We start from the raw sequence: 20,666 nt of genomic DNA, 5'->3' as shown, positions 1-20,666 counted from the left end.
TGGTAATCGATCGCTAATAACTTTGTACAGACGTTACATGTAACGTCTCTTTTATTTTGTCCGTTAGAGAAAAGCTTATAAAAATCCAGCAAGCCTTACTATGAGAATTGTTTCGATAGGCTTGCGATTTTTTTCGATCTTGCTAAAACAGGACTTTCACTAGAAGAAATCAGGCATCCAAGGCGATGAGTTAGTAAATAGAGTGGTTGCTGTGGCGACGCTGGTAGCCTGGAGATATCCCGATTGCTGTAGTTGTTGGGGAGTGAATAAGTTTGTATACAACGGTGCTAAACCGCGCACATCTAACTTCATCTCACCTCTACCACCTCTTGTTACCTCACCCCGTCCGTTTGCTACAGACAGAATAAACTTGCCCTGGTTTGCTTCTAACAGATCGTCATGCACTTCTAAATGCAGTTCTGATTCGATACCAGAAGGATAACCCCTTGCAGATAAAGCCTTTTCTACACTCACAATTCGTAGTAGCCAACGCTGAACAAACTCAAGTTTGAGACTTTGCTCTGGTAGCAATAAACTCAAAGATTCAACTACTGAACTCCGCCATTGCACCTTATCAATTTGCGAACGGTGTTTGGCAAGAAAAGCCCAAAAACTTTTTGCTGCTGCTGTGGTAAGAATAGCCCAATCTTTCACCACCAAATAGGACTTATTTTCTCCTCTACGTTGACGAAAAATAATATAGCCTTGGGGTCGATCTAATGAACCTAGTAAATAAGCATAAACGGTTTCTTTTGCATCTGACTGAATCAGTCTTTGCCAAATCGACTGGTGACGTTCGAGATTACCGTTGTTTAACTTTGCCTGCTGCTGATATAGCTTTTGCCATTCAAAATTATCTAGTTCTACACGTATAGCAGGTAGCGGCTGCTCTTTTACCTGAATACTCTGAGTCGAAATTTCCCAGCCGCATTGACTTCCACCTTGTTCGTAACCAGCTTTTCTATACAAGTATTGCGTGGCTGGATAAAGTACCGAGAGCGGTATTCCACTCGAATGCAGTTCCCGTACTACATTTTGCATCAGAGCGATCGCCGCCCCCGAACCCCGGTATTCTGGCGCGATCCCCACAGCGGCAATTCCTGTCATCGGCACGCAGATCCCACCATACCACTGTCCCATCGGTAGTAGCCCCAAACCTCCCACAACTGTTTTGGCTTGCCGGATAACGCGAAAATTTTCTACCCCAATACCGTTAATGTATGACTCAGTATCGTTGGGAGAGCCTATAAAACATTGTTCGAGAATCTGCCCCAGTTGCCGTTTCTCTGTCTCATCTGCCAGCTTGCCGTAGGTGAATTCATAAATCATAAGTTTGTTACTAGCTCGCAACAAACTACAATTATACTACATGTGGATCTGCGTTGAATTTTTCCTCGCAATAGCGTAACGTAGCGTACTCTAGTACTTAATCGCTCAACTTAACTCAAAATACTTTTATAAGCCTTGACATATTCCCGCCTCATGGCTGTATACATCTGCTCTAATTTATTTTCTCCTGATGTATGAGCATTAATCGCTATATTTACAACCTCGGCTAAATCTTTTTCCAATCCCAACTCATCAAGTGATAGTACGAGTGTATCTTGGCTCAGGAGTTGCATAACTCCTACTATTTTTTGTTTGTAATAACTTCCAGAGTAAATTCCTACAGTAGGGATATTAAACAGAGCTAGGATTATATTAAAGTGGTATGCACAACCGATTCCTACACGAGCGCCAGCCAAGCGACTTAAAAAACTGCGCCATCCCTCTTCATAAGGATCGCGAATAACTAAACTATCTTGATAATAGCGATCGAGGATTTCGAGTAAATTGCGATCGCCTGGACCAGGTTCTCTACCAAAACAAAAGTATTCTGGTTGAAAATTTTGATTGTCTAGCAACTGTTTGAGATAGTTTTCTAAACTTATTTTAATTAAATTATAGTTATAGTCTGGAAAAGATTTCAGATTAATAGCTGTAATCGGATTTGAACTACGATTGTGATTGCGTTGCTCGAATTTCAGCCGAGCGAGTATAGGCAAAAGCAAAATAACATCGTCGCCCAAAACTTTCGCGATCGCGTCAATCTTTAAATTTTTAACTATCGACAAAGATGCTGATTCTCTGACGAACAAATAATTAAATCTTCTGACAAAAAGCTGAAAATTATGAGACTAGCTCTATTTTTAAAAGGTCCCAATCCTAATCCCGTTCCAATAACTTTTATTTTAGGATTAAAACTGCGTGCTAAACTAATAGTTATATATTCATAAATAATTACCTCTAACCAGCGTTCGTTGAGGTATCCTCCACCTATGTAGTGAATGACATCTAGTTGCTTTAAAAAGTTGATATATTCTTTGGTAAACAGAGCTTTTTGAAATAATTTATATGAAATGGTGTCAGTAAAAATAATAATTGCGATCGCTACTACTTGACAAAAGCTTAAAAACCGCGATTGTTCTAACCATTCTCCTCTCAAGACATGTCCGAGGAGTTGATGTACGACCAAGGGGAATTGAATTGGTATTCGCAACCGTTCTAGTTTCAAGTTAATTCGGTAAATGATATCCGACCACTCTACCGAATGCTTTAACTCTAAATCGCTGTCAAATTTGAGTTGCGATAGCGATTCAAAGTTTTTCGAGCCATATAATTCTAAATTCTCTCGGGTTAGTCTCAGGTGCTTGTTGAAAAATTCTATAGTTGAGATGAGTAAAAGATCGTCTCCAAAGTTATATAAATTGTAAGCACCTCTGAGATAAATTTTTTTCTTTTGATTCACAAAAATGCTTCTCCCAATTTTTTGGAGTTATAGAGGAGCGAACAATAAGATTTTTAAAAAAAATTCTTCTTAATAAAAATACCCAATGGCTTGTCTTTGATTCCTTGCCACAAAGCTGTATTTTTTAGCTTGGTACGTAAATCCAAACTTTTATCGTGACTCACTTTACGAATTACTGCCATACCGTAATTAACTGGACTAGTCTTAACTTCCATTAACTCGAAATGAGGAGAGGTTTTAATATATTTATCAATCACATATCGAGGTCCATCCCAGTTACAATATTCTGGATAAATGTCATGCAACACGATATATCCGTCAATCGCTACATGAGGGTAAAAAAGTAGAAAATCTTTTTCACATCCTTCTTTAGTATGATCTCCGTCAATATAGATAAAATCTATCGGTTCGCTCAGAATTTCATGAATTCTTTCTCCTACAGCTACTGAGTTCGATTTATGAAACTTAACTCGATGTGCTAGTTGGGCATTTGCTACAGAATTTTGAGCGTATTCTAGTGGATTAGGTAAGTAGGCACGATGATAGGGGGGAGCGGGTATGATATCCTCAAATAGATCGATTGAATTAATATTTCCCACGCCTCCGGCTTGTTCTAAACCAGCAGCTAGCCAAATTGTAGAAATTCCCGTAAAACAACCAATTTCTACTACATTTTTTGGGGCAATATTGCCCGTAAGAGATTTTAAAAACTCTCCTTGCGATGGTGAAACAGAAGCAGGGTAAGTAAATTTTTCCCGATACATTTTAACTAGAGTTTTTGCCCAGGCATGAGGACTATTTTGTAAGTAATCTGGAACTTTATAACCCCGTCTCTCATCGTTAACATCTGGGAATAATTCCTCTATTAACTGCTGAACTTCATTTTTTTGTAAATACAATTGACCGCTAATTTGGTGTTGCTTTAAGTTTCTTCCTGTAGCAATTTGAGCGATGCGCTCTGGTGTAACTTGAAATCTATGAGATAAGTGTTCGAGTGAGTACAAATCTTCCGTTATCGATTCTACAGCCATAGTTGTTTCCTAAGTAAGTAAAAAAAGTCTCCAAGTCAGAAGTCAGAATTAAATTGATTGCGTGTAAGAGTTAGAATTAGCCGAAGTTGTCGACCAATCAGCGTTAACTAAAAACTTGCAGAGGTTGGGAATACCAGGATTACCTGTACCAAAGAAATCACCTCCATCCACGCTAACATTTGCAGCGTCCTCTATGTGGTCGAGTACTTCTCTATCGGCATGAGCTAGATGTAATGTTACCCGATACATACCTTGAACTAAAGGAAAATTCTTGACGCGACATAAAATATAACCTCTGTCGGAATTCAGCGTGAGGTTATGATTGGTAAAAGTACTTTTTAATAAAATGACTCTAACGCCGCGCTCGTCAATCAAATCTACACAAACAACGACGTTATTCAAACGCTCTCCCGTATTATTTGAATAGCCAATTGCAAAATCATAGTTTTTTCCCGATTGTAATGCTGGTTCTTCTTCGCCTTGTTCGTTTAAAAGTTTAAAACTAGAAACTCGTATTCTTCCCGAACCACTCCGATCTCTTCTTTGACTTAAGGGAAGTTCTTTAGCTGTACCGTAAGCTTTTTCTAGGTAAGCTCTGACAACTTCTTCAGAACTAGCATTTAAACTGACAATACCAGATTCAAGTAAAACACCTCGATTGCAGAGAGATTCTACCGTACTCATGCTGTGACTGACGAATAAAATTGTCCGTCCTTCTCTGGCAACATCTCCCATTTTTCCCAAGCATTTTTTTTTGAAATTGCACGTCACCGACTGCAAGGACTTCATCCACAATTAAAATTTCTGGTTCTAGATGAGCCGCAACCGAAAAGCCAGCCGTACGTACATCCCCGAAGAATAGTATTTCACTGGAGTATCTAAAAATTTCTCGACTTCAGCAAAAGCCACAATTTCATCAAATTTCTGTTTAATTTCAACTCGACTCATGCCTAAAATAGAGCCGTTGAGAAAAATATTTTCTCGACCTGTAAGTTCATGATGAAATCCCGTTCCTACTTCCAAAAGACTCGCGACTCTACCTTGAATCCAAATCTCTCCTTTTGTAGGTTCGGTAATGCGACTTAACAGCTTCAGCAATGTAGATTTTCCCGCGCCGTTGCGACCGACAATTCCTAGAACGTCGCCTTGTTTGACTTCAAAAGAAACACTTTTAAAGCCCAAAATTCTTCTTCAGCTAAACTATTAGCTGTAGATTTTGCCAAAAATTTATGTTTGATAGATTTGGTAGTACTAGCGATCGCATCCCGCAAAGTTGAGTTTGGCTGCTGATGGCTGATGAGATATTTTTGCCTAAATCTTCTACCCGTAATACAATATCAGACACGATCTCAATCCCCACTAAATAACATCTGCGAAAGTACGTTCGGTTTTCCGAAAGTACCAAATGCCACTGGCTAAAAAGTACAGCAACTAATATTGTAGATAGAAGAAATCCGGGTAAATAAATGGTTGATGCGCCGCCTAACGTTGCCCAACGAAAGCCATCAATCACCCCTACCATTGGATTTAACGAGTATAGCAAGCGCCATTTTTGGGGATAATGCTACTACTGTAAGCGACTGGCGAAATATAGAAACCAAACTGAACGATAAACGGTACGATGTGCCGAAAATCTCGATATCTCACGTTTAACGCTGCTAACCACAATCCACCACCCATAGCAGCGCGCGATCGCGATCGCCGTAAAAAAAATGGTAGCGTTAAAATTCGCCAATCTGGGACAAAATTGTACCAAATCATCAACGCTAACAGCAGCATCCCAGAAATTAACAAATCTACGAAACTTACAATTACCGAACTAGCCGGAACGATCGCCCGAGGAAAATAAATTTTAGAGACTAAATTAGCATTATTAATTAAACTGAGGCTAGACTCTGATAAAGAGTTAGCAAAAAACTGCCAAGGTAGCATGGCAGCAAATACAAGAAGTGGATATGGTACGCCACCAGAAGGTAGTTTTGCTAAGTTCCCAAAAACAAATGTAGAAATTAACATTGCTAAGAATGGTCGAATTAACGCCCAAGTAATGCCAATCGCTGTTTGTTTATAACGGACTAAAATATCTCGCCAAGCTAAGAAGTAAAATAACTCGCGATAGCGCCATAAATCTTGCCAATATAATGCCTCCGTGCGTCCTGCTTTAATTGTCAATTCTTGAGGTTTCGTCTGCATACTGTCGCTTCTTCGTTTCCTATTTTGATTCTTCAAGCTTGAGATATTGTTGCCAAAAACTCATGGAAGTCAATTCAGGTGCAGCAGTTTTCCACTCTCTCACAATCGCCGACCATTTTCTAGTACTTAGAATAACAATCTTAAACCAGCGTATTATTAAGTTAATTCCAATTGGCTTATCTAATTCATTTTGCAATAAACAACTATTTTCTTCTCGATAAATGGTTACTTTCTTTTTCCTAAAAACGCGACTAATCGTTCCAGCATGAGCGCTGTTTTGCCAAAGCATGACTTCGCCATCGCTATGAATAAAATTCGGGAGTAAATGACCGTTAATAGTCAATAAACTTGCTAATTTTTGTCCAATTTTAGCTTTCGTTCTGGGCGGACTAAGCTGAGCATCTAGACAATAGTTTGGCTGTAATGTTTGAGTCTTATAACTCTTGCTCAATTGAACTATTTCTTGGTGTAATTTTTCGGGAGAGTTCTGTTTGAGAAGATTTGGTCCTTGTAGGTAATCTTCAAAAGCTCTGACTATCATTTCGGCATAATTGTATTCAAATATCAATAGCGCGTAAATTAAATCTTGAGTAAATTTAAACAGCGTGTTAGTATACTTTATAGTTCCATAAATAGTTCGCGCAATCAGATTATTGCGAGTGTAGTAATAACCATCCCATACGATAACCTTGCTATAAAATGGTTCGTGCCAAGCAGCAATAGATGGAAATGCTACAATCTGCTTACCCAGTCGCCTTTTTATCCTGAGACCGAATTCCATGTCATCTATCTTAATAAAGAAAGGTAGGAGAAATCCGATTTCCCTAACAAACTGACTGGGGACAGCGAAAAACCAAAAACCACCGTAATCTATATCATCTTCTGATAAGAGTTGGTTAAGAGAATCAGTTTTTTGTAGTTCGAGATTGTGCTTAAGAGGAGCAACGCGAAACGGTGCTTGCTTAAAGCTTTGCGGGTCTTTATCGTATGCGGCTCCAGCCTCATATAAAATATGTTTTTTATATAAATCCAGCATACTACCAGCGACAGCAAAATCTTCTTTAGCATATTCGTAAATGCCGAATAAACGATAGATTGCCTCTGTATCTAGTAAGATATCGTCGTCCATTAATAAAAGATGAGTGTAACAGTCGGATTGTAAAGCTGTCACCATTCCTTTTGTAAAACCACCACTCCCTCCCAGATTTTCATTTGGAATTAACTGAAGTTTAGTATCAGGGAAGTCATCTTGGCTTAAGGTTTGACCGTTATCAACTACAAATACTTGCCAAGATTTATGCGCTAATAAAGGATCTTGAAAAATTGTTTTGACTGTATTTTTGATATATGCTTCTTTTTTAAAAGTGCAACTAATAATTGCAAGCGAGATATTTCTCGCAGGTTGTTCTTCAGTGACGATCGCTCCCTCTACAAATATGCCGCGATCGCTCAAGCACTGAATTTCTAAATAAATTCTGCCTTGAGGTGTATGACTTTGCTGGAGACCAGGTAAAGCAATTTTAACGCCATCTGTTATTTGGCACTGTTTGAATGTCTCTTGTCCGAGTAATTCTCGTTCTCGTTCGTACCCTTCTCTATAGACTGAAACTTGAAAATCACCGTTGAGCCTCAACAAATAGTAAAGAGAATTTAGAGTTGTATATTTGGCATAATAGCTTTCATAAAAAGAGTTGAAATAAGAGTTAGTTGAAACAATCTCATTTTGCGCCAGAGCGATCTTTCCTGTCTCGCAGTTTACGTCAATATCTCCACTTTCACTGCTGGCAAAGTATAAGTTGAAAGCGTCCTCCGTTTTCGGAAAGTTAATGCGATTTACTACGTAGTACATACATCCTCTATCGACTTAGAAATTTCTCTTGCGCTCAAATGAATTCTTAGCATTTGGACAATAATAAATACACGCAGCCTTCATCAATTACGCGACCAAATTTATATCATTTTAGAGAGGACACCAAGGCTGCGTGTATTTATTTCCGTTCTCCCTCAAAAACTACTAAATCCTGATGCTCAGATTTTTCTAAGCCCGATTTTTCTAAATTGAGAGATCGCTGCCAGAATTGCAAAGAGGTCAGTTCTCTTTTTGCCTGCTGCCACTCGCTTGTTACCTTCGACCATTCAATTCGACTTTTCACTGCAATTGCAATCCATCGAATTAGTAACTTGATTCCCATCGATTTGTCAAGCTCATTTCGGTATAAACATTGACCTCCTTCTTTAAAGATGAGAATTCTATTCTTTCTAAAGGCTCGCGATCGCCGATCTGCGTGTTCGGCTGTTTGCCATAGTAATACATCTTTGTCTTGTGTAAAAACGTTAGGAAGAAAATGACCGTTAAGAGTTAATAAACTGACAATTTTCTCCATTAAACTCGCTGTCATTCCTCGTTCTGAGGAGCGATGGGATGGTAGATCGTGATACTGAACGTGCTGAGTTTGACAAAGAGAATCGAGTTTAACAATTTGACTGTGCCACTGTTCGGAGTCGGCGTGCTGAAGAATTTTTGCCCCTTGGAGATAATCTTCAAAAGCTTGAATAAGCATTCGAGCATTTTTATAGTCAAAAACTAATAAACTGGAAACAATAGCTTTAGTAAAATGCGCGATCGCGTCTGTATACCTTAAAGTTCCATGTAGAGCTTGAACGATCAAGTCGTTCCGGTAATAGTAATAGTTCCAAATCGAAGATTTTGCAAAAAAAGGTTCGTGCCATACCGCAATCCCCGGAAAAGCTACAATTACATCGTTGCCATATCTTGCTTGAATTCTCAAACAAAATTCAGTGTCATCTACCTTCAGAAATAAAGGTAGGAGTAAACCGACTGATTCAAAAATTTTTCTCGGCACGCTCAAAAAGTAAAAGCCTGCCGAATCTATGGCTTCTGCTTCGACGAGTAGATTTAGATTGCTGACATTTTGCAAGTCGAGATGATGATGTAATCTGACTATATTAAATGCTTGAAACTCTCGATTACGCGGTGCTTTATTATACAAAGCACCTGCTTCGTACAATTGATGCTTTTGCGATAAATCGAGCATACTACCAGCTATAACCAGATCGTTTTTGGCATATTCATTTAAGGTAATAGCTCGATAAATGGCTTCGCTTTCTAGCTCAATATCATCATCTAACAACAAAATATGAGAACTGCGATTGCTACTCAAGGCTTCAACGATCCCTCTTGTAAATCCACCGCTCCCACCAACGTTTCTATGACTAATTAATTTCGTTCTGCGATCGCTAAATTCCGAACGGCTTAGAGTTCCAGCATTATCTACAATTAAAATTTCTATTGATTTGCTCTGTAATAATTTATCTTGTAAAATAGCTTTTATAGTTCGTTTAATAAAAGCCTCTTTTTGAAAAGTACAAGCAACAACTGCTAAGGAGACTTCGCGTTCTGGTAACTGTGGAGTCGCGAGAAAACTTTCTCGGAATTTTCCTACCTGACTCAAGCATTCTAATTCAAAATAAATTCTACCTTGAGCAGTAGGTGTCTGTTGTAGATCGGGTAGCTCAATCTCAACTGCCTTGCTTAGCTGACAGTTGAAAAACTTTTCTCGACTGAGTAATTGACGACAATTTGTTTGGGAAACACAACTAGACAATTCTCTTGTTACTGAAACTTGAAAATCTCCTTCTAGGTTCAGCAAGTAAAAAAGTCGATCTAAACTCGTGTACTTGGTGTAAAATGTTTCGTATAAAGAATTGAAGTATGAATTAGTAGAAATCAATCCTTGTAGAGCAAACACCACTTCTGGAGTCTCTGCACTATAGTTGATCGCTGCTTTGTCATTGCATTGTAGATACAATTTTGCAACTTCTGCTGATTTTGGTAGTTTTGTTCTACCTACTATATGCATGGAATCTCCTACTTTGATTCACGTACTTCAACTCTTGTGGAGCTAGGGGAGCATTCAGTTTTTGAATGCTAAATTCTCCCCACACGCCGTTCTAAACGCGCGCTAATTCTCGATTCGCTTTTTCTGACGTATCGTCGCCAGCTTCCACGATTTTCTTATAGACCATCAGCGCTTGAGCCACCACCTGGTCCATGTTGTAGTACTTATAAGTTGCTAGCCGTCCCACAAAATGCACTTCTGGTGTTGCATCAGCTAACGCCTTGTATTTTTTATAAAGTTCGGCATTTTCGGAGCGCGGTACGGGGTAGTAAGGATCGCCCTGGGCGCGAGGAAACTCGTAAACGATACCTGTTTTTGGATGTTCTTGCCCGGTGAGGTACTTGAACTCTGTAACGCGAGTATACAGGTGTTCGTTAGGGTAGTTCACGACGGCAACTGGTTGATGCACGGGCGTATTGATAGTTTCGTGCTTGAACTCTAAAGAACGGTATGGTAACTTGCCATAGCGGTAATTGAAGAACAAGTCAATGGGACCTGTATAAATCATCTTGCCAAACGGTATGACATCCAGAATTTCTCTGTAGTCAGCGTTCAGCATCACCTTAATGTTGGGATGAGATAGCATCTTCTCGAACATGCGGGTAAAGCCGTGTAGTGGCATGGCTTGATAAGTATCTGTAAAATACCGATTATCGCGGTTCGTGCGCGTCGCCACCCGGGAAGTCACCGACTTATCCAGTTCAGATGGGTCCATATCCCATTGCTTGCGCGTGTAGTTGCGGAAGAACTTTTCGTAGAGTTCGCGACCGACCTTATTAACTACAACATCTTCAGAAGTGCGAATGTATTCTTTGGGTTCTGCTACCGAGGCAAAGAAATCTTCGAGTTGAAAAGAAGTGAGACTCAATCCATACAGTCGATTGACCGTATCGAGGTTAATTGGAATTGGGACTAATTGACCGTCTACGCTAGCAAGTACGCGATGTTCGTAAGACCGCCACTGGGTAAATTGCGAGAGATACTCGAAAACGTCCCGAGAGTTTGTGTGGAAAATGTGGGGACCGTATTTGTGAATCAGAATACCATCATCATTGAAGCAATCGTAAGCATTGCCACCTATATGCGATCGCGTATCGATTATCAGAATTTTTTTGCCTAACTGACTCGCCAGTCGTTCTGCTAAGACGCTCCCTGCGAAACCCGCTCCCACAATTAGGTAATCAAACATTACGATCGATAGCTCCTTTTAATTTCTCATTATTCTGTGAAATTAGATATTTGCGAAATTTCTTGCACTGCTACATCAACAAAGTTTACGGTTTATTTTGTAGCTTTTTTCGGAATGAGAGTGATAAATAATTCTCCTTGCAAAAAATTTCTACCTGATAATTGACACTTTACAATCGCTAAAGGCAAATTTTCTAAAATCTAAATTTATTTTGCCTGAATTTTATCTGATTCTAAATTTTCGACAAGGATTTCATCTCTCAAAAGCTTGAAATATTTTTACCGCTCGTCATAATTGCTAAATTTATTGATTCAGCAGTCTTACGAAAAGCAGTTTATTTAACCGTTCTAGCCTTAACAACCACTTTTCGCACGCTTCTCACATAATTTGATTTACTCTTTGCGATCCTACATATTCAGTAGGCTATATATTTTTACTACAAGCTCACTTCTATCGGAAGGGTGAGATTCGCAATATTTTTAAGTATATTAAATTACGATAGAACCAAATCTATTTTTTGTTTACTATTTACCAATATAATTGATGAGATGGTGGTTCTATACTCCAAATCGTATAGCGATCTCGATCGCTCAATTCTTGGTTTGGCGATCGATTATACAAAACCTAATTTGGCGCGAAGGTGCAAAACTACCTAGACTTAATGTCCTACTCACTAGTTTCAATCAATGGTAATAATAGCGTATGCTCGATTTTTTCTCGAACTTCACGACTAACAAATAAACTAGTAGTTAAACATTTTGCCAATAATAAATTAGCATCATAATATTGTTTCAATATTTGTTTCTGTTGCTGGCTGAACTGCCAATTATGCCCAATATTGCGCTTTAACCGGACTCGTTGTTTTAATTGCTCCGTCCAAGCTTTACCATTAACTTGCCACCACTGCTGAAACTGTTGTTTGTTTCGCCCTAAGTTAGATAACTGCGGTTTCATTTTTTGCAACTCTCGTGCTAGCTCTGGTTCGCTATTACGAGCGCGAAATATTGCCCTGTTTAATACTCTTTCAATCATGCGTTCTGGCTCGGAAACGCGATGTATAGATTCAGGCAAAAGCAGAGTGCGATCGAGAGCAAGATCGAGAGCAAGACTAGGTTCAAGAGTGCGATTAAAGTTAACTTCTAAAGTTCTAGAAAGCTCAAAAGTACTACCAAAAACAGATAAGATATGAGCGAGCGCTAAATCGTAATAAAAAGCTTTAACTGTAGCAGATTTATTATTAACAGATGCAGCAGCGGCTTTGCAGTTCACCCACTGTAAAAATCTTTGCAAGCTTGGGTCTAATATTAAATTGTCAGTTTTTTGCTTCATCATCAGTAGGAAATAGTCAGCATTTTTCAGCATTCCTACAGTTAATAAAGCAACCTCTCGCCATCTTTTATCCGTAACTAGGCGATCGCTCAGTCGTTCTAACGTTAAATTTAACGTTTGAGGCGGAGAGTGAGCAATTTTTCTAGCTGTAAAGTACTCTTGAAAAGTTAAATGAGAAAATGAATAAATTCCTCGCGCTCGTTCCACCAATAATCCATGTTGGGCTTCAATCGACTGGAGTATTGCTGTACTATCGCACAAATCTATTTTTTCTCCCTGCAAGATAGATTCTACATAGTTAATGATATACTGCTCTAGTTCTTGCTGTTTTAAAAAGTATTCACCTTTTACAAAAGAGGTAAATGCAATATGACTGAGTAATTCTTCTTTATGTTGTGCTGATAGATTTTGATAAATTTGTTTTCGTTCAATATTGCGTTTAGCATCCCACTTTCTTAAAAGGAGATCCACCCCTTCTCGATAAATTTCTAATCGACTAGCAGGAAGATTAGTTTCTTCAAATATCGAGCATAATAAAGTAAGTAGTAAGGGATTATTTGCCAATTCTCGAATCGATGCATTACCCTTTAGTGTCTGTAAGAACTTGGGTATTTTATCTGGTTTTTGAGCAAACCATTTGCTAGCAAATTCAGCAATATTATTATCGTCAAAGTCTCCCAACTCTACTTCTACAAATTCTTCAATAGTAAACTCTTGAGCCGCTGTCCGGCAAGTCATTATAAAGCGATTACGGTCGAACTGATTATAAAAGCTATTAATTGCAATTAGAACTCTTTGGCTATCTATATCTCTAACTTCATCAAGTCCATCTAATAAAACCAGCATTCTTCCTTGTACTAGCAAATCTTTAGCAGTATTTGGTTCGACTCCATAATTATCAAAAACCGTTGAAATCCACTCTAACAGCGTTGGGTGATGTTCTAATTCGGTAAAAACTTTTAAGCTAATAAAAATTGGAATCAGATTCTGAAATAATCGTCCTTGAATACACTGAGTTGCGATATACCTTAAAAAGGTGGTTTTGCCAGAACCAGGGTTGCCCAAAATCATCAATTTGGGATATTTCTCAATTGCTTTTATGCCTGGGACTGGCTGGGAAATATCGTGGTAAAAAGGCGAACGTTTCAAATGGCAATCGAGACGAACACTCAGTAAATCGTTGATACTTAAGCGTTGATTCCTACCAATCTTCTCTAAAACATTTACTTTAGTAAAAATATCATTTAATTGAGTAGGTTGAGACATATTCAGGATGCGCACGATACCGCACTTCGATTCAATATAGGCGCGCGTTTTTTGCCTAACATCTTCTACAAGAGTCTCGACATCATCTTTTGGGGTAACAACCAACTCCTCTAAACTAAATTCATCATCCGGCATTTCCGCGATCGCTTGCCAAGGTAGTTGTAACTTTTGACAAATTTTGTGAAAGTTTTCCCGTCCAATCGGTTTACCAACGAAAAATTTTTGTACCGTAGCGCGAGAGATTTCCAATTCATCAGCAAGAGAAAGCTTAGACTCAAAATTGAGGAGTGATTGGTTAGCGCGACTAATACCGATAGTAGATGCTTTGAGCGAGCGAGCAGCTCTTTTCCCCATGATGAAAACTCTTTTTTCAGTTATCAGTTGTTAGTTATTAACGATCGGCGAACAGTTAATTCCGGTTTACAACTCATGACTTACGACTTGGCTATTATCCAATTTAAGATGCTGAAGTATTGACCAAAAGACTTCTGTTGGTTCGAGTACTTCGCGATCTTCTAGCAAGTCGGATTGTTGTGTAATCAAAAGTGGACCTTCACTCAACCCTGTATAGGTACCATGACAACCACCAACAAGCGATCCATCTAAAGGAATAACATTCATGAGGTAGCGGAAACCTAATTGCTTTTTGAGCAGAGTTAAGCCTAATTTCGCTCGGGGAAACTTGAGCTGAGGATCGAGAAATAGTTCGACGGGATCGTAACCGGGTTTGCGGTGAATATCTACTGTTCTCGCAAAGTCGGGAGCGCGGCTATCGTCCAGCCAGTAGTAATAAGTAAACCAAGCCTTCGAGTTAGCGATCGCGATGAGTTCTCCCGATCGCGGATGATCGAGATGGTAAGCTGGTTTATCTGCCTCATCCAAAACTCGCTCGATACCCTCCGTTGCTTCTAGTATGTCGCGTACCTTGGGGATGTAAGCTGGATCGTTAACATAAACATGGGCAATTTGATGGTCGGCAACTGCAAAGGCTATACTTGCACCAGCATCCAGTAATTCCCGCCCTAATTCTTCTCGTATTGCTAATAAACCATTTTCCCGCAGCACTCGATTTAAGTGGACGGGTTGAGACACTGATGTAATCCCGTACTCGGACACCACCATGACTTGAGTGCCGCGCGCTTCGTAAAATTGAATCAAATCGCAACAAACGGCATCAATTTCTTGTAAATCTTTTGCTACCAAACTTGCATCAGCGCCGTACTTTTGCAAGCAATAATCTAAATGAGGCAAATAAACCAGCGATAGAGTAGGACTGTAGCGATCTTCCACCCATTTAGCTGAATTAGCAATCCATTGGGTAGAAGCTATCGAGGTGTTAGGACCCCAAAAATTAAATAAGGGAAATTGACCTAATTCAGTTTGAAGCTGCGATCGCAAGTTGGCTGGCTGGGTGTAAATATCGGGAATTTTTCGACCATCAGCAGGATACATCGGTCTTGGCGTAACGGCATAATCAACCGTAGAGTACATGTTGTACCACCAGAACAAATTCGCACAGGTAAATGTAGGATCGTGCGAACGCGCCACCTCCCAAATTTTGGGAGCCTGAATTAATTTGTTAGACTGTCGCCAAAACTTAATTTCGCACTCGTCCCGAAAATACCAACCATTACCGACAATTCCATGTTCGTTAGGATATTTCCCTGTCAAATAAGTCGCCTGTACCGAACAAGTAACCCCAGGTAACATCGATTTAACAGGGACGACTTGCCCTCGCGCCGCCCAGTTGGACAAAAACGGCGTATGCTGTCCTAAGAGGCTGGATGTTAAGCCGACAACGTTGAGTACGACAGTCTTTTTCATGAGGGGTGAGGAGTGAGGAGCGAGGGAATAAGAGCGCTGAAGGAGAGATAATAGCAAAGGAGCAGGGGAGCTTCAGGAGAAATCCAAAATCCAAAATCCCCTCACTCCTCGCTCCTCGCTCCCTTCCCGATACTTTTTTGAAATGCTGCTCTTGCAGTCAACCGTTGCACGTAGTCCAAAACAGCAGGATATAAATTGAGATCTACCTTGGTCATTGTTTGCTTGATGTCGTTTACCACATCTGGATAAGCACTGACATCCATTCGCATCATGATAGGAATATAAGCCAAGAGCGAACCTACTGCTACATCTGCTACAGTAAAGCGATCGCCTGTTAAAAAATGTTGTTGCTGAAGAATTTGATTAATTGCTGTTAATAATTCTGGTGCTTCGTGGAGATTTTCTTTGACGAAAATTGCTGAGGAAAGCGTAGAGTTACCGAATAAAACCCATTGATTTAAGAGCGATCGCTGTTCAAAAGCGATCGGATCACCATACTTTTCGGCAAGATACAACAATATCGCCCCAGATTCCCAGAGTTGAAAATCTCCATCTGCGATCGCTGGTAATCTTCCCATCGGATTGATAGCCAGAAACTCAGGCTGTTTGTGGTCTTGAGCCTGCATATCTAACTGTACGTATTCGTAAGGAATCTGCAATTCTTCTAAATACCATTGCACGATTGAAGCACGACTGAGAACGCCACCGTAGAGTTTCAACATAATGGGTAATTGGTAATGGGTAATGGGTAACTTCTTCTCTGTTCCCTGCTCCCTACTCCCTACTCCCTGCTCCCTAGCAACTGATTCATATTCGCGTTGAATTGAGCTGACTAAATCTAGTTTCATGTCTTCTGGAAGAACATCCCAGGTGTAGGTTTCAATTTCTAAACAGCTGCAAATGCGATCGCGTTGCAATAGTTCGAGTACGGTTTTAATGTGGTCTTGGGTAGACTGCAAAAATTGATAGTCGCGAATAAAAATCGGGACGTGAAAGTGAATTCGCAACTCGCAAGCTGGGATCTGCTCTAAATCCGGTAAGGCAGTGACTAAATCGGAATACCGATATAGCTTACCATTGCGATCGCGGGCGATCGCTTGATGGAGATAGGTCGATTCCGCAAACGGACGCAATTGTTCTACAACCTGGCGGCGCTGTGCGGCTGGTTCGGGAACAATTAGCTTTAAGGCAGAACTGAGTTGAATCTTACCAATTTGAATTCCTGCGGCACGAAATCTTTGAAATACAGTCGCAGGTTCTTCATATTCCACAGCAAAATGGCAAGTGTCGTAACAAATTCTGACGTGTTCTAGTATGTGCGTTTCTGCTGCGGCTAGAGAAATCCCCAGATGTTTTGCTAAATATCTTCCCCCTACAGGCAGAAGTTGTGTCTGAAAATAATCGATGACTTCGGCAGAATTTTCAACTAATCCATCCGGTTCTGGTTCTAAATCTAGATGCAACAATTTACCCGTCTCGGCACGAACGCGCACCATTTCTGCGACAACTTGCGCAATGTGAACGGTGGCAATACTGTAAACAAATGCGCGAGTCGTTGAATTTTCTTCAAACCAGGGTTTATACGATAGCGGCAATGTGGAAATACCACCATCTATCCCATCTGGCAACAACTCCGCCAGAATTCTTGTCAGTCGCAACGTGTAATTTAACCGTTCTAACATAGACCAATCGGGAGCATAAACCCGATCTTTCACCACTTGATGATGAAATCCGCCATAGGGAAAGCCGTTCAAGGTAAACACATATAAATCGCGATCGCGCAGCCACGATCGCAACTCAATTAGGTTATTTTCTACCAATAGTTCCCTAGCCGCTACATCTGCCAAACGCAACCCAATCCCAAATGGTTTTTCAGGAGCCAGCCGTTGCTTCAATGCGGGAATGTACTGCTGGAGGTTAGCAAAAACTTGGTTCCACCCCTCCCCAGGATGAATATTAGTGCAATAGGTTAAATGTAAATTACGATCGATTTTCATTGATGGTAATTGGTAATTGGTAGTTGGTAGTTACGCGATGTGGAACCTTACTCTTGTTCCCCCCTTGGAAAGGGGGGCTAGGGGGGATCTCTTCGCAAATACCATAGTTTTCCGATCCCCCAACCCCCGATGAATTGGGGGCTATAAAAAAGTTGCACATGGGGTTAGTTGGTAATTGGTAGTTGCTCCTCAGCTCCCCTGCTGCCTGCTCGTGCGCTCCCTACTCCCTACTCCCTACTTCTGTCAGCTAAAAGTGCAATTGCTTCCCCGTACAACAGTGGATCGACTTCGTGAACTTCAATTCCCTGTCCGATCGCTTGCAGGAGCATGAGAGTTAACTCACCACCTAAATGCTCTCGAAACTCGGTGAGTCCCTGAAATAAGCGGTCTTGTCTCATTTGGGGGACGTATAAGGCAAAGCCTAGCGCCTCTAGCAAATTGAGTATCTGTTGCCACTCACCGCGCGAAAGTAGCCCTAATAGATAAGAATAGGTACTGTCCAATGCAATGCCGATCGCGACTGCTTCCCCGTGGCGCAAGCTGTAGTCAGTCAATTGCTCTAGTTTGTGCGCAGCCCAATGACCGAAATCTAAGGGACGAGACGAACCCATTTCAAACGGATCGCCACTGTTAGCTATGTGTTCTAGATGCAACTGAGCGCAACGATAAATTAGTTGTTGCATGGCATTCATCTCTCGCCGCACCAATGCAGGAGCAGAGCTGGCGATCGCGTCAAAGAAACTTTTGTCTTTGATTAAAGCAACCTTGATTGCTTCGGCAATCCCCGATCGCCAATCGCGATCGTCCAAGCTGTAGAGAAAGTCGCAGTCATTTAAAACAGCATAGGGAGGCGCAAACGTGCCGAGAAAGTTTTTCTTGCCAAAGGCATTGATGCCATTTTTAACCCCTACACCAGAATCGTTTTGAGCTAATACGGTTGTCGGGACTCGGATGAGACGAATGCCTCGGTGAGCGGTTGCGGCTGCATATCCTGCCATATCCAATACAGCACCACCACCGATCGCCAATACATAAGAGTGACGGCATAAGCCAGTTTGGTGAATTAGCTGTTGAATTTGTTCAATTGCCTGGGGATCGTTTTTAGTAGCTTCTCCACCAGCAACGACTTTCACAGCAGCTAGTTGGAATGCATGGTTATATCGCCGAGCGTAGGTAGATAGTTGGGCAATAAAGTCTTGATGATGAGATACTAATCCCGCATCGACGATCGCAATTGCTTGTTTAGGACTATTTTCACTGGCTGTCATCACCCGTGCTAACAACGGATTGTCTAATTGAAACAATCCTTTAGTGAAATGCACTTGATAGCGAAAGGTAACAGATACACGTTGATGAATCGGTTGCAGACTGTAATTAGTCTGACGCTGAATTTCGAGAATCATGTGAGGAGTGAGGAGTGAGGGGAAGAAGAGAGCTGAGGGAGCTGGGGAGGCTGGGGAGCTGAGGGAACTGGGGAGCTGAGGGAGTGATAGACTTACCACTCAGCTACTCACCACTCACCACTTATTCCCGACTCCCGACTCCCAGCGCATCACTTTTTTCCATTAATGCAGCGCGAGTCATGGCTTGTTTAAATACTTCGACTGAGTGAGAACCGTCAACTTTGACTTTGTTATTAAAGATGAATAATGGGACGCTAGTAATCCCATTTAGCCGTGCAAATGTTGACTCAGCGATAACTGAGTTAACTAACGCATGACTCCCTAAAAAATTACGAAATTTATTTGTATTTACGCCAACAGCATCGCCTATAGAAATCAAAGTTTCTCGATCGCCAAGATTGAGGTTACGTTCAAAATAAGCTTGATAAATTGCTTCGACTAAAGTTGTTTTGAGATCTTCAGGCGTTAAAGCAACTAATTGATGAGCAAGAGTTGTGTTAACAGCCAATGATATCTGATTAAAGTCTAGCTTAACTCCTGCTCTTTCACCTACTTGGCGAGTGCGATCGAGCATTTGCTGTAATGCTACCGCTTCGATTCCTTTTCTTGCCTGCATAAAGCTACGAAACTCATATCCTTCGGGCGGAATGGAGTTATCTAATAAGAATGGATGCCAGCGGATGCGGACAGCTTCACCATGCCATTGAGCGATCGCATCAAACAAATGCTTTTTGCCAATCCAGCACCAAGGGCAAGCAAAATCGTGGAAAATATCTATTAGCATAAGGATAATGGGTAATTGGTAAGTCGGAAACGTTGTAGTAGAGACGTTACATGTAACGTCTCTACTACAACGAGCGCTATTAACTGTTCACTGAGTAGCCGCGATCGCGTATTCTTTCTGTTTGGTGAAAGCTAAATTTTCTTGATTAAAAAAGCTTTGGGCAATTTCAAATTCTCGGATTAATGACGAACGGTCTTTTTTAACAATGAGTTCCGCTAAACGGCTGTAGGTTTGTGCTAGTCTTGCGATCGCTTCGCATCTTTCTTCTGTAGCTAGCATAATATCCACGCATAAAGCTGGATTTTGTGCGAATAAACGATTGACAATCTCAATTTCTTGACGATAACTGGGAGTTGACATTGACAAGCTTCGATCGAGATCGATGTTTTCTGCTGATAAGAATGCACCGCAGCAAAATCGAGAAAAGTGTTGCGTTGCTTGGATCGTTACCATGATGCGATCGTGTTCTTCAGGCGTGCAGCTAATTAATTCGCCACCGCGATCGGCAATAAAATCTAATAACCACTGAAATATTTCGTCGTTTCGCCCAGAACAAATAACGACTTTTTGTCCAGCAAACGATTTAACGCTGGGACCAAACATCGGATGCAGTCCCATCACGGCTCCGGCATGATTTACCAGCATTGCCTGTACTGGTTGGGTTTTAATACTTGTAATGTCAACTAAAGCTGTAGTTGGCGACAGATACTTGGCTGCACGTTCGATAACAGTTACTGTCCGTTCGATGGGAACGCTGACTATGACAAGTTCTGCTGCACCAAGCAGTTGACTGGCATTTTCCCAATCTTGGTTTCCCAAAGTGCTGACTTGATGTCCGGCTGTAGACAGATGTTGGGTGAAAAACTTACCCATCCTACCCCGTCCACCAATAATCGTTATTTTTCGAGATCGATCGCGATCGAGCGAATTATATTTCATTTA

At 40.8% G+C, this 20,666-nt stretch carries 13 protein-coding genes and 3 pseudogenes; all 16 read right to left on the bottom strand.

The features are described 5' to 3' along the window. Window positions 1-159 precede the first annotated feature (159 nt). The 16 genes and pseudogenes from eis to tyrA all read right to left on the bottom strand — a co-directional run bounded on the left by eis (window position 160) and on the right by tyrA (window position 20,663). Window positions 160-1,329: an enhanced intracellular survival protein Eis gene (gene eis, locus N4J56_RS05665; protein WP_317105570.1), complete on the bottom strand. Its 1,170-nt coding sequence runs from the start codon at window positions 1,327-1,329 to the stop codon at window positions 160-162. Window positions 1,330-1,439: 110 nt separating this feature from the next. Next, a complete protein-coding gene (locus N4J56_RS05660) occupies window positions 1,440-2,114 on the bottom strand; it encodes a polysaccharide pyruvyl transferase family protein (RefSeq protein WP_317105569.1) in 675 nt (224 codons plus the stop codon). After that, window positions 2,105-2,788 (bottom strand): hypothetical protein, encoded by a 684-nt coding sequence (locus N4J56_RS05655; RefSeq protein ID WP_317105568.1) that lies wholly within the window; start codon window positions 2,786-2,788, stop codon window positions 2,105-2,107. The genes N4J56_RS05660 and N4J56_RS05655 overlap by 10 nt, the downstream gene beginning before the upstream one ends. A 53-nt stretch (window positions 2,789-2,841) precedes the next feature. Further along, entirely contained in the window at window positions 2,842-3,819 is a 978-nt protein-coding gene (locus N4J56_RS05650) for a class I SAM-dependent methyltransferase (RefSeq protein ID WP_317105567.1), read from the bottom strand. Window positions 3,820-3,867: 48 nt separating this feature from the next. Then, a pseudogene (locus tag N4J56_RS40790) lies at window positions 3,868-5,164 on the bottom strand (ABC transporter ATP-binding protein). A 14-nt stretch (window positions 5,165-5,178) separates the two neighbouring features. Beyond that, a pseudogene (locus N4J56_RS05630) lies at window positions 5,179-6,012 on the bottom strand (ABC transporter permease). A gap of 19 nt (window positions 6,013-6,031) precedes the next feature. After that, entirely contained in the window at window positions 6,032-7,861 is a 1,830-nt protein-coding gene (locus N4J56_RS05625; RefSeq protein WP_317105562.1) for a glycosyltransferase, read from the bottom strand. A 139-nt stretch (window positions 7,862-8,000) separates the two neighbouring features. Then, entirely contained in the window at window positions 8,001-9,893 is a 1,893-nt protein-coding gene (locus N4J56_RS05620; RefSeq protein ID WP_317105561.1) for a glycosyltransferase family 2 protein, read from the bottom strand. A 91-nt stretch (window positions 9,894-9,984) separates the two neighbouring features. Further along, entirely contained in the window at window positions 9,985-11,121 is a 1,137-nt protein-coding gene (gene glf, locus N4J56_RS05615) for a UDP-galactopyranose mutase (protein ID WP_039716115.1), read from the bottom strand. 666 nt (window positions 11,122-11,787) lie between these two features. After that, the gene (locus N4J56_RS05610) at window positions 11,788-14,070 is read right to left on the bottom strand and encodes an NACHT domain-containing NTPase (RefSeq protein WP_317105560.1); all 2,283 of its coding nucleotides are present in this window, start codon (window positions 14,068-14,070) and stop codon (window positions 11,788-11,790) included. A 66-nt stretch (window positions 14,071-14,136) separates the two neighbouring features. Continuing rightward, entirely contained in the window at window positions 14,137-15,540 is a 1,404-nt protein-coding gene (locus N4J56_RS05605; protein WP_317105559.1) for an alkaline phosphatase family protein, read from the bottom strand. A 101-nt stretch (window positions 15,541-15,641) separates the two neighbouring features. Beyond that, on the bottom strand, window positions 15,642-16,262 hold the full coding sequence (locus N4J56_RS40785; RefSeq protein ID WP_410500428.1) for a glutathione S-transferase family protein: 621 nt from the start codon (window positions 16,260-16,262) through the stop codon (window positions 15,642-15,644). A 72-nt stretch (window positions 16,263-16,334) separates the two neighbouring features. Continuing rightward, window positions 16,335-17,537, bottom strand: a pseudogene (gene eboE, locus N4J56_RS40780) (metabolite traffic protein EboE); the annotation flags it as partial. A gap of 227 nt (window positions 17,538-17,764) precedes the next feature. After that, window positions 17,765-18,940 (bottom strand): 3-dehydroquinate synthase, encoded by a 1,176-nt coding sequence (locus N4J56_RS05595; protein WP_317105557.1) that lies wholly within the window; start codon window positions 18,938-18,940, stop codon window positions 17,765-17,767. 121 nt (window positions 18,941-19,061) lie between these two features. Continuing rightward, entirely contained in the window at window positions 19,062-19,724 is a 663-nt protein-coding gene (locus N4J56_RS05590) for a DsbA family oxidoreductase (protein ID WP_317105556.1), read from the bottom strand. A gap of 87 nt (window positions 19,725-19,811) precedes the next feature. Next, entirely contained in the window at window positions 19,812-20,663 is an 852-nt protein-coding gene (gene tyrA / locus N4J56_RS05585; RefSeq protein WP_317105555.1) for a bifunctional chorismate mutase/prephenate dehydrogenase, read from the bottom strand. Between the last annotated feature and the right edge of the window lie 3 nt (window positions 20,664-20,666).

Source organism: Chroococcidiopsis sp. SAG 2025 (genome assembly GCF_032860985.1).
Classification (GTDB): Bacteria; Cyanobacteriota; Cyanobacteriia; order Cyanobacteriales; family Chroococcidiopsidaceae; genus Chroococcidiopsis.
This window is presented reverse-complemented; position numbering and strand designations above follow the sequence as displayed.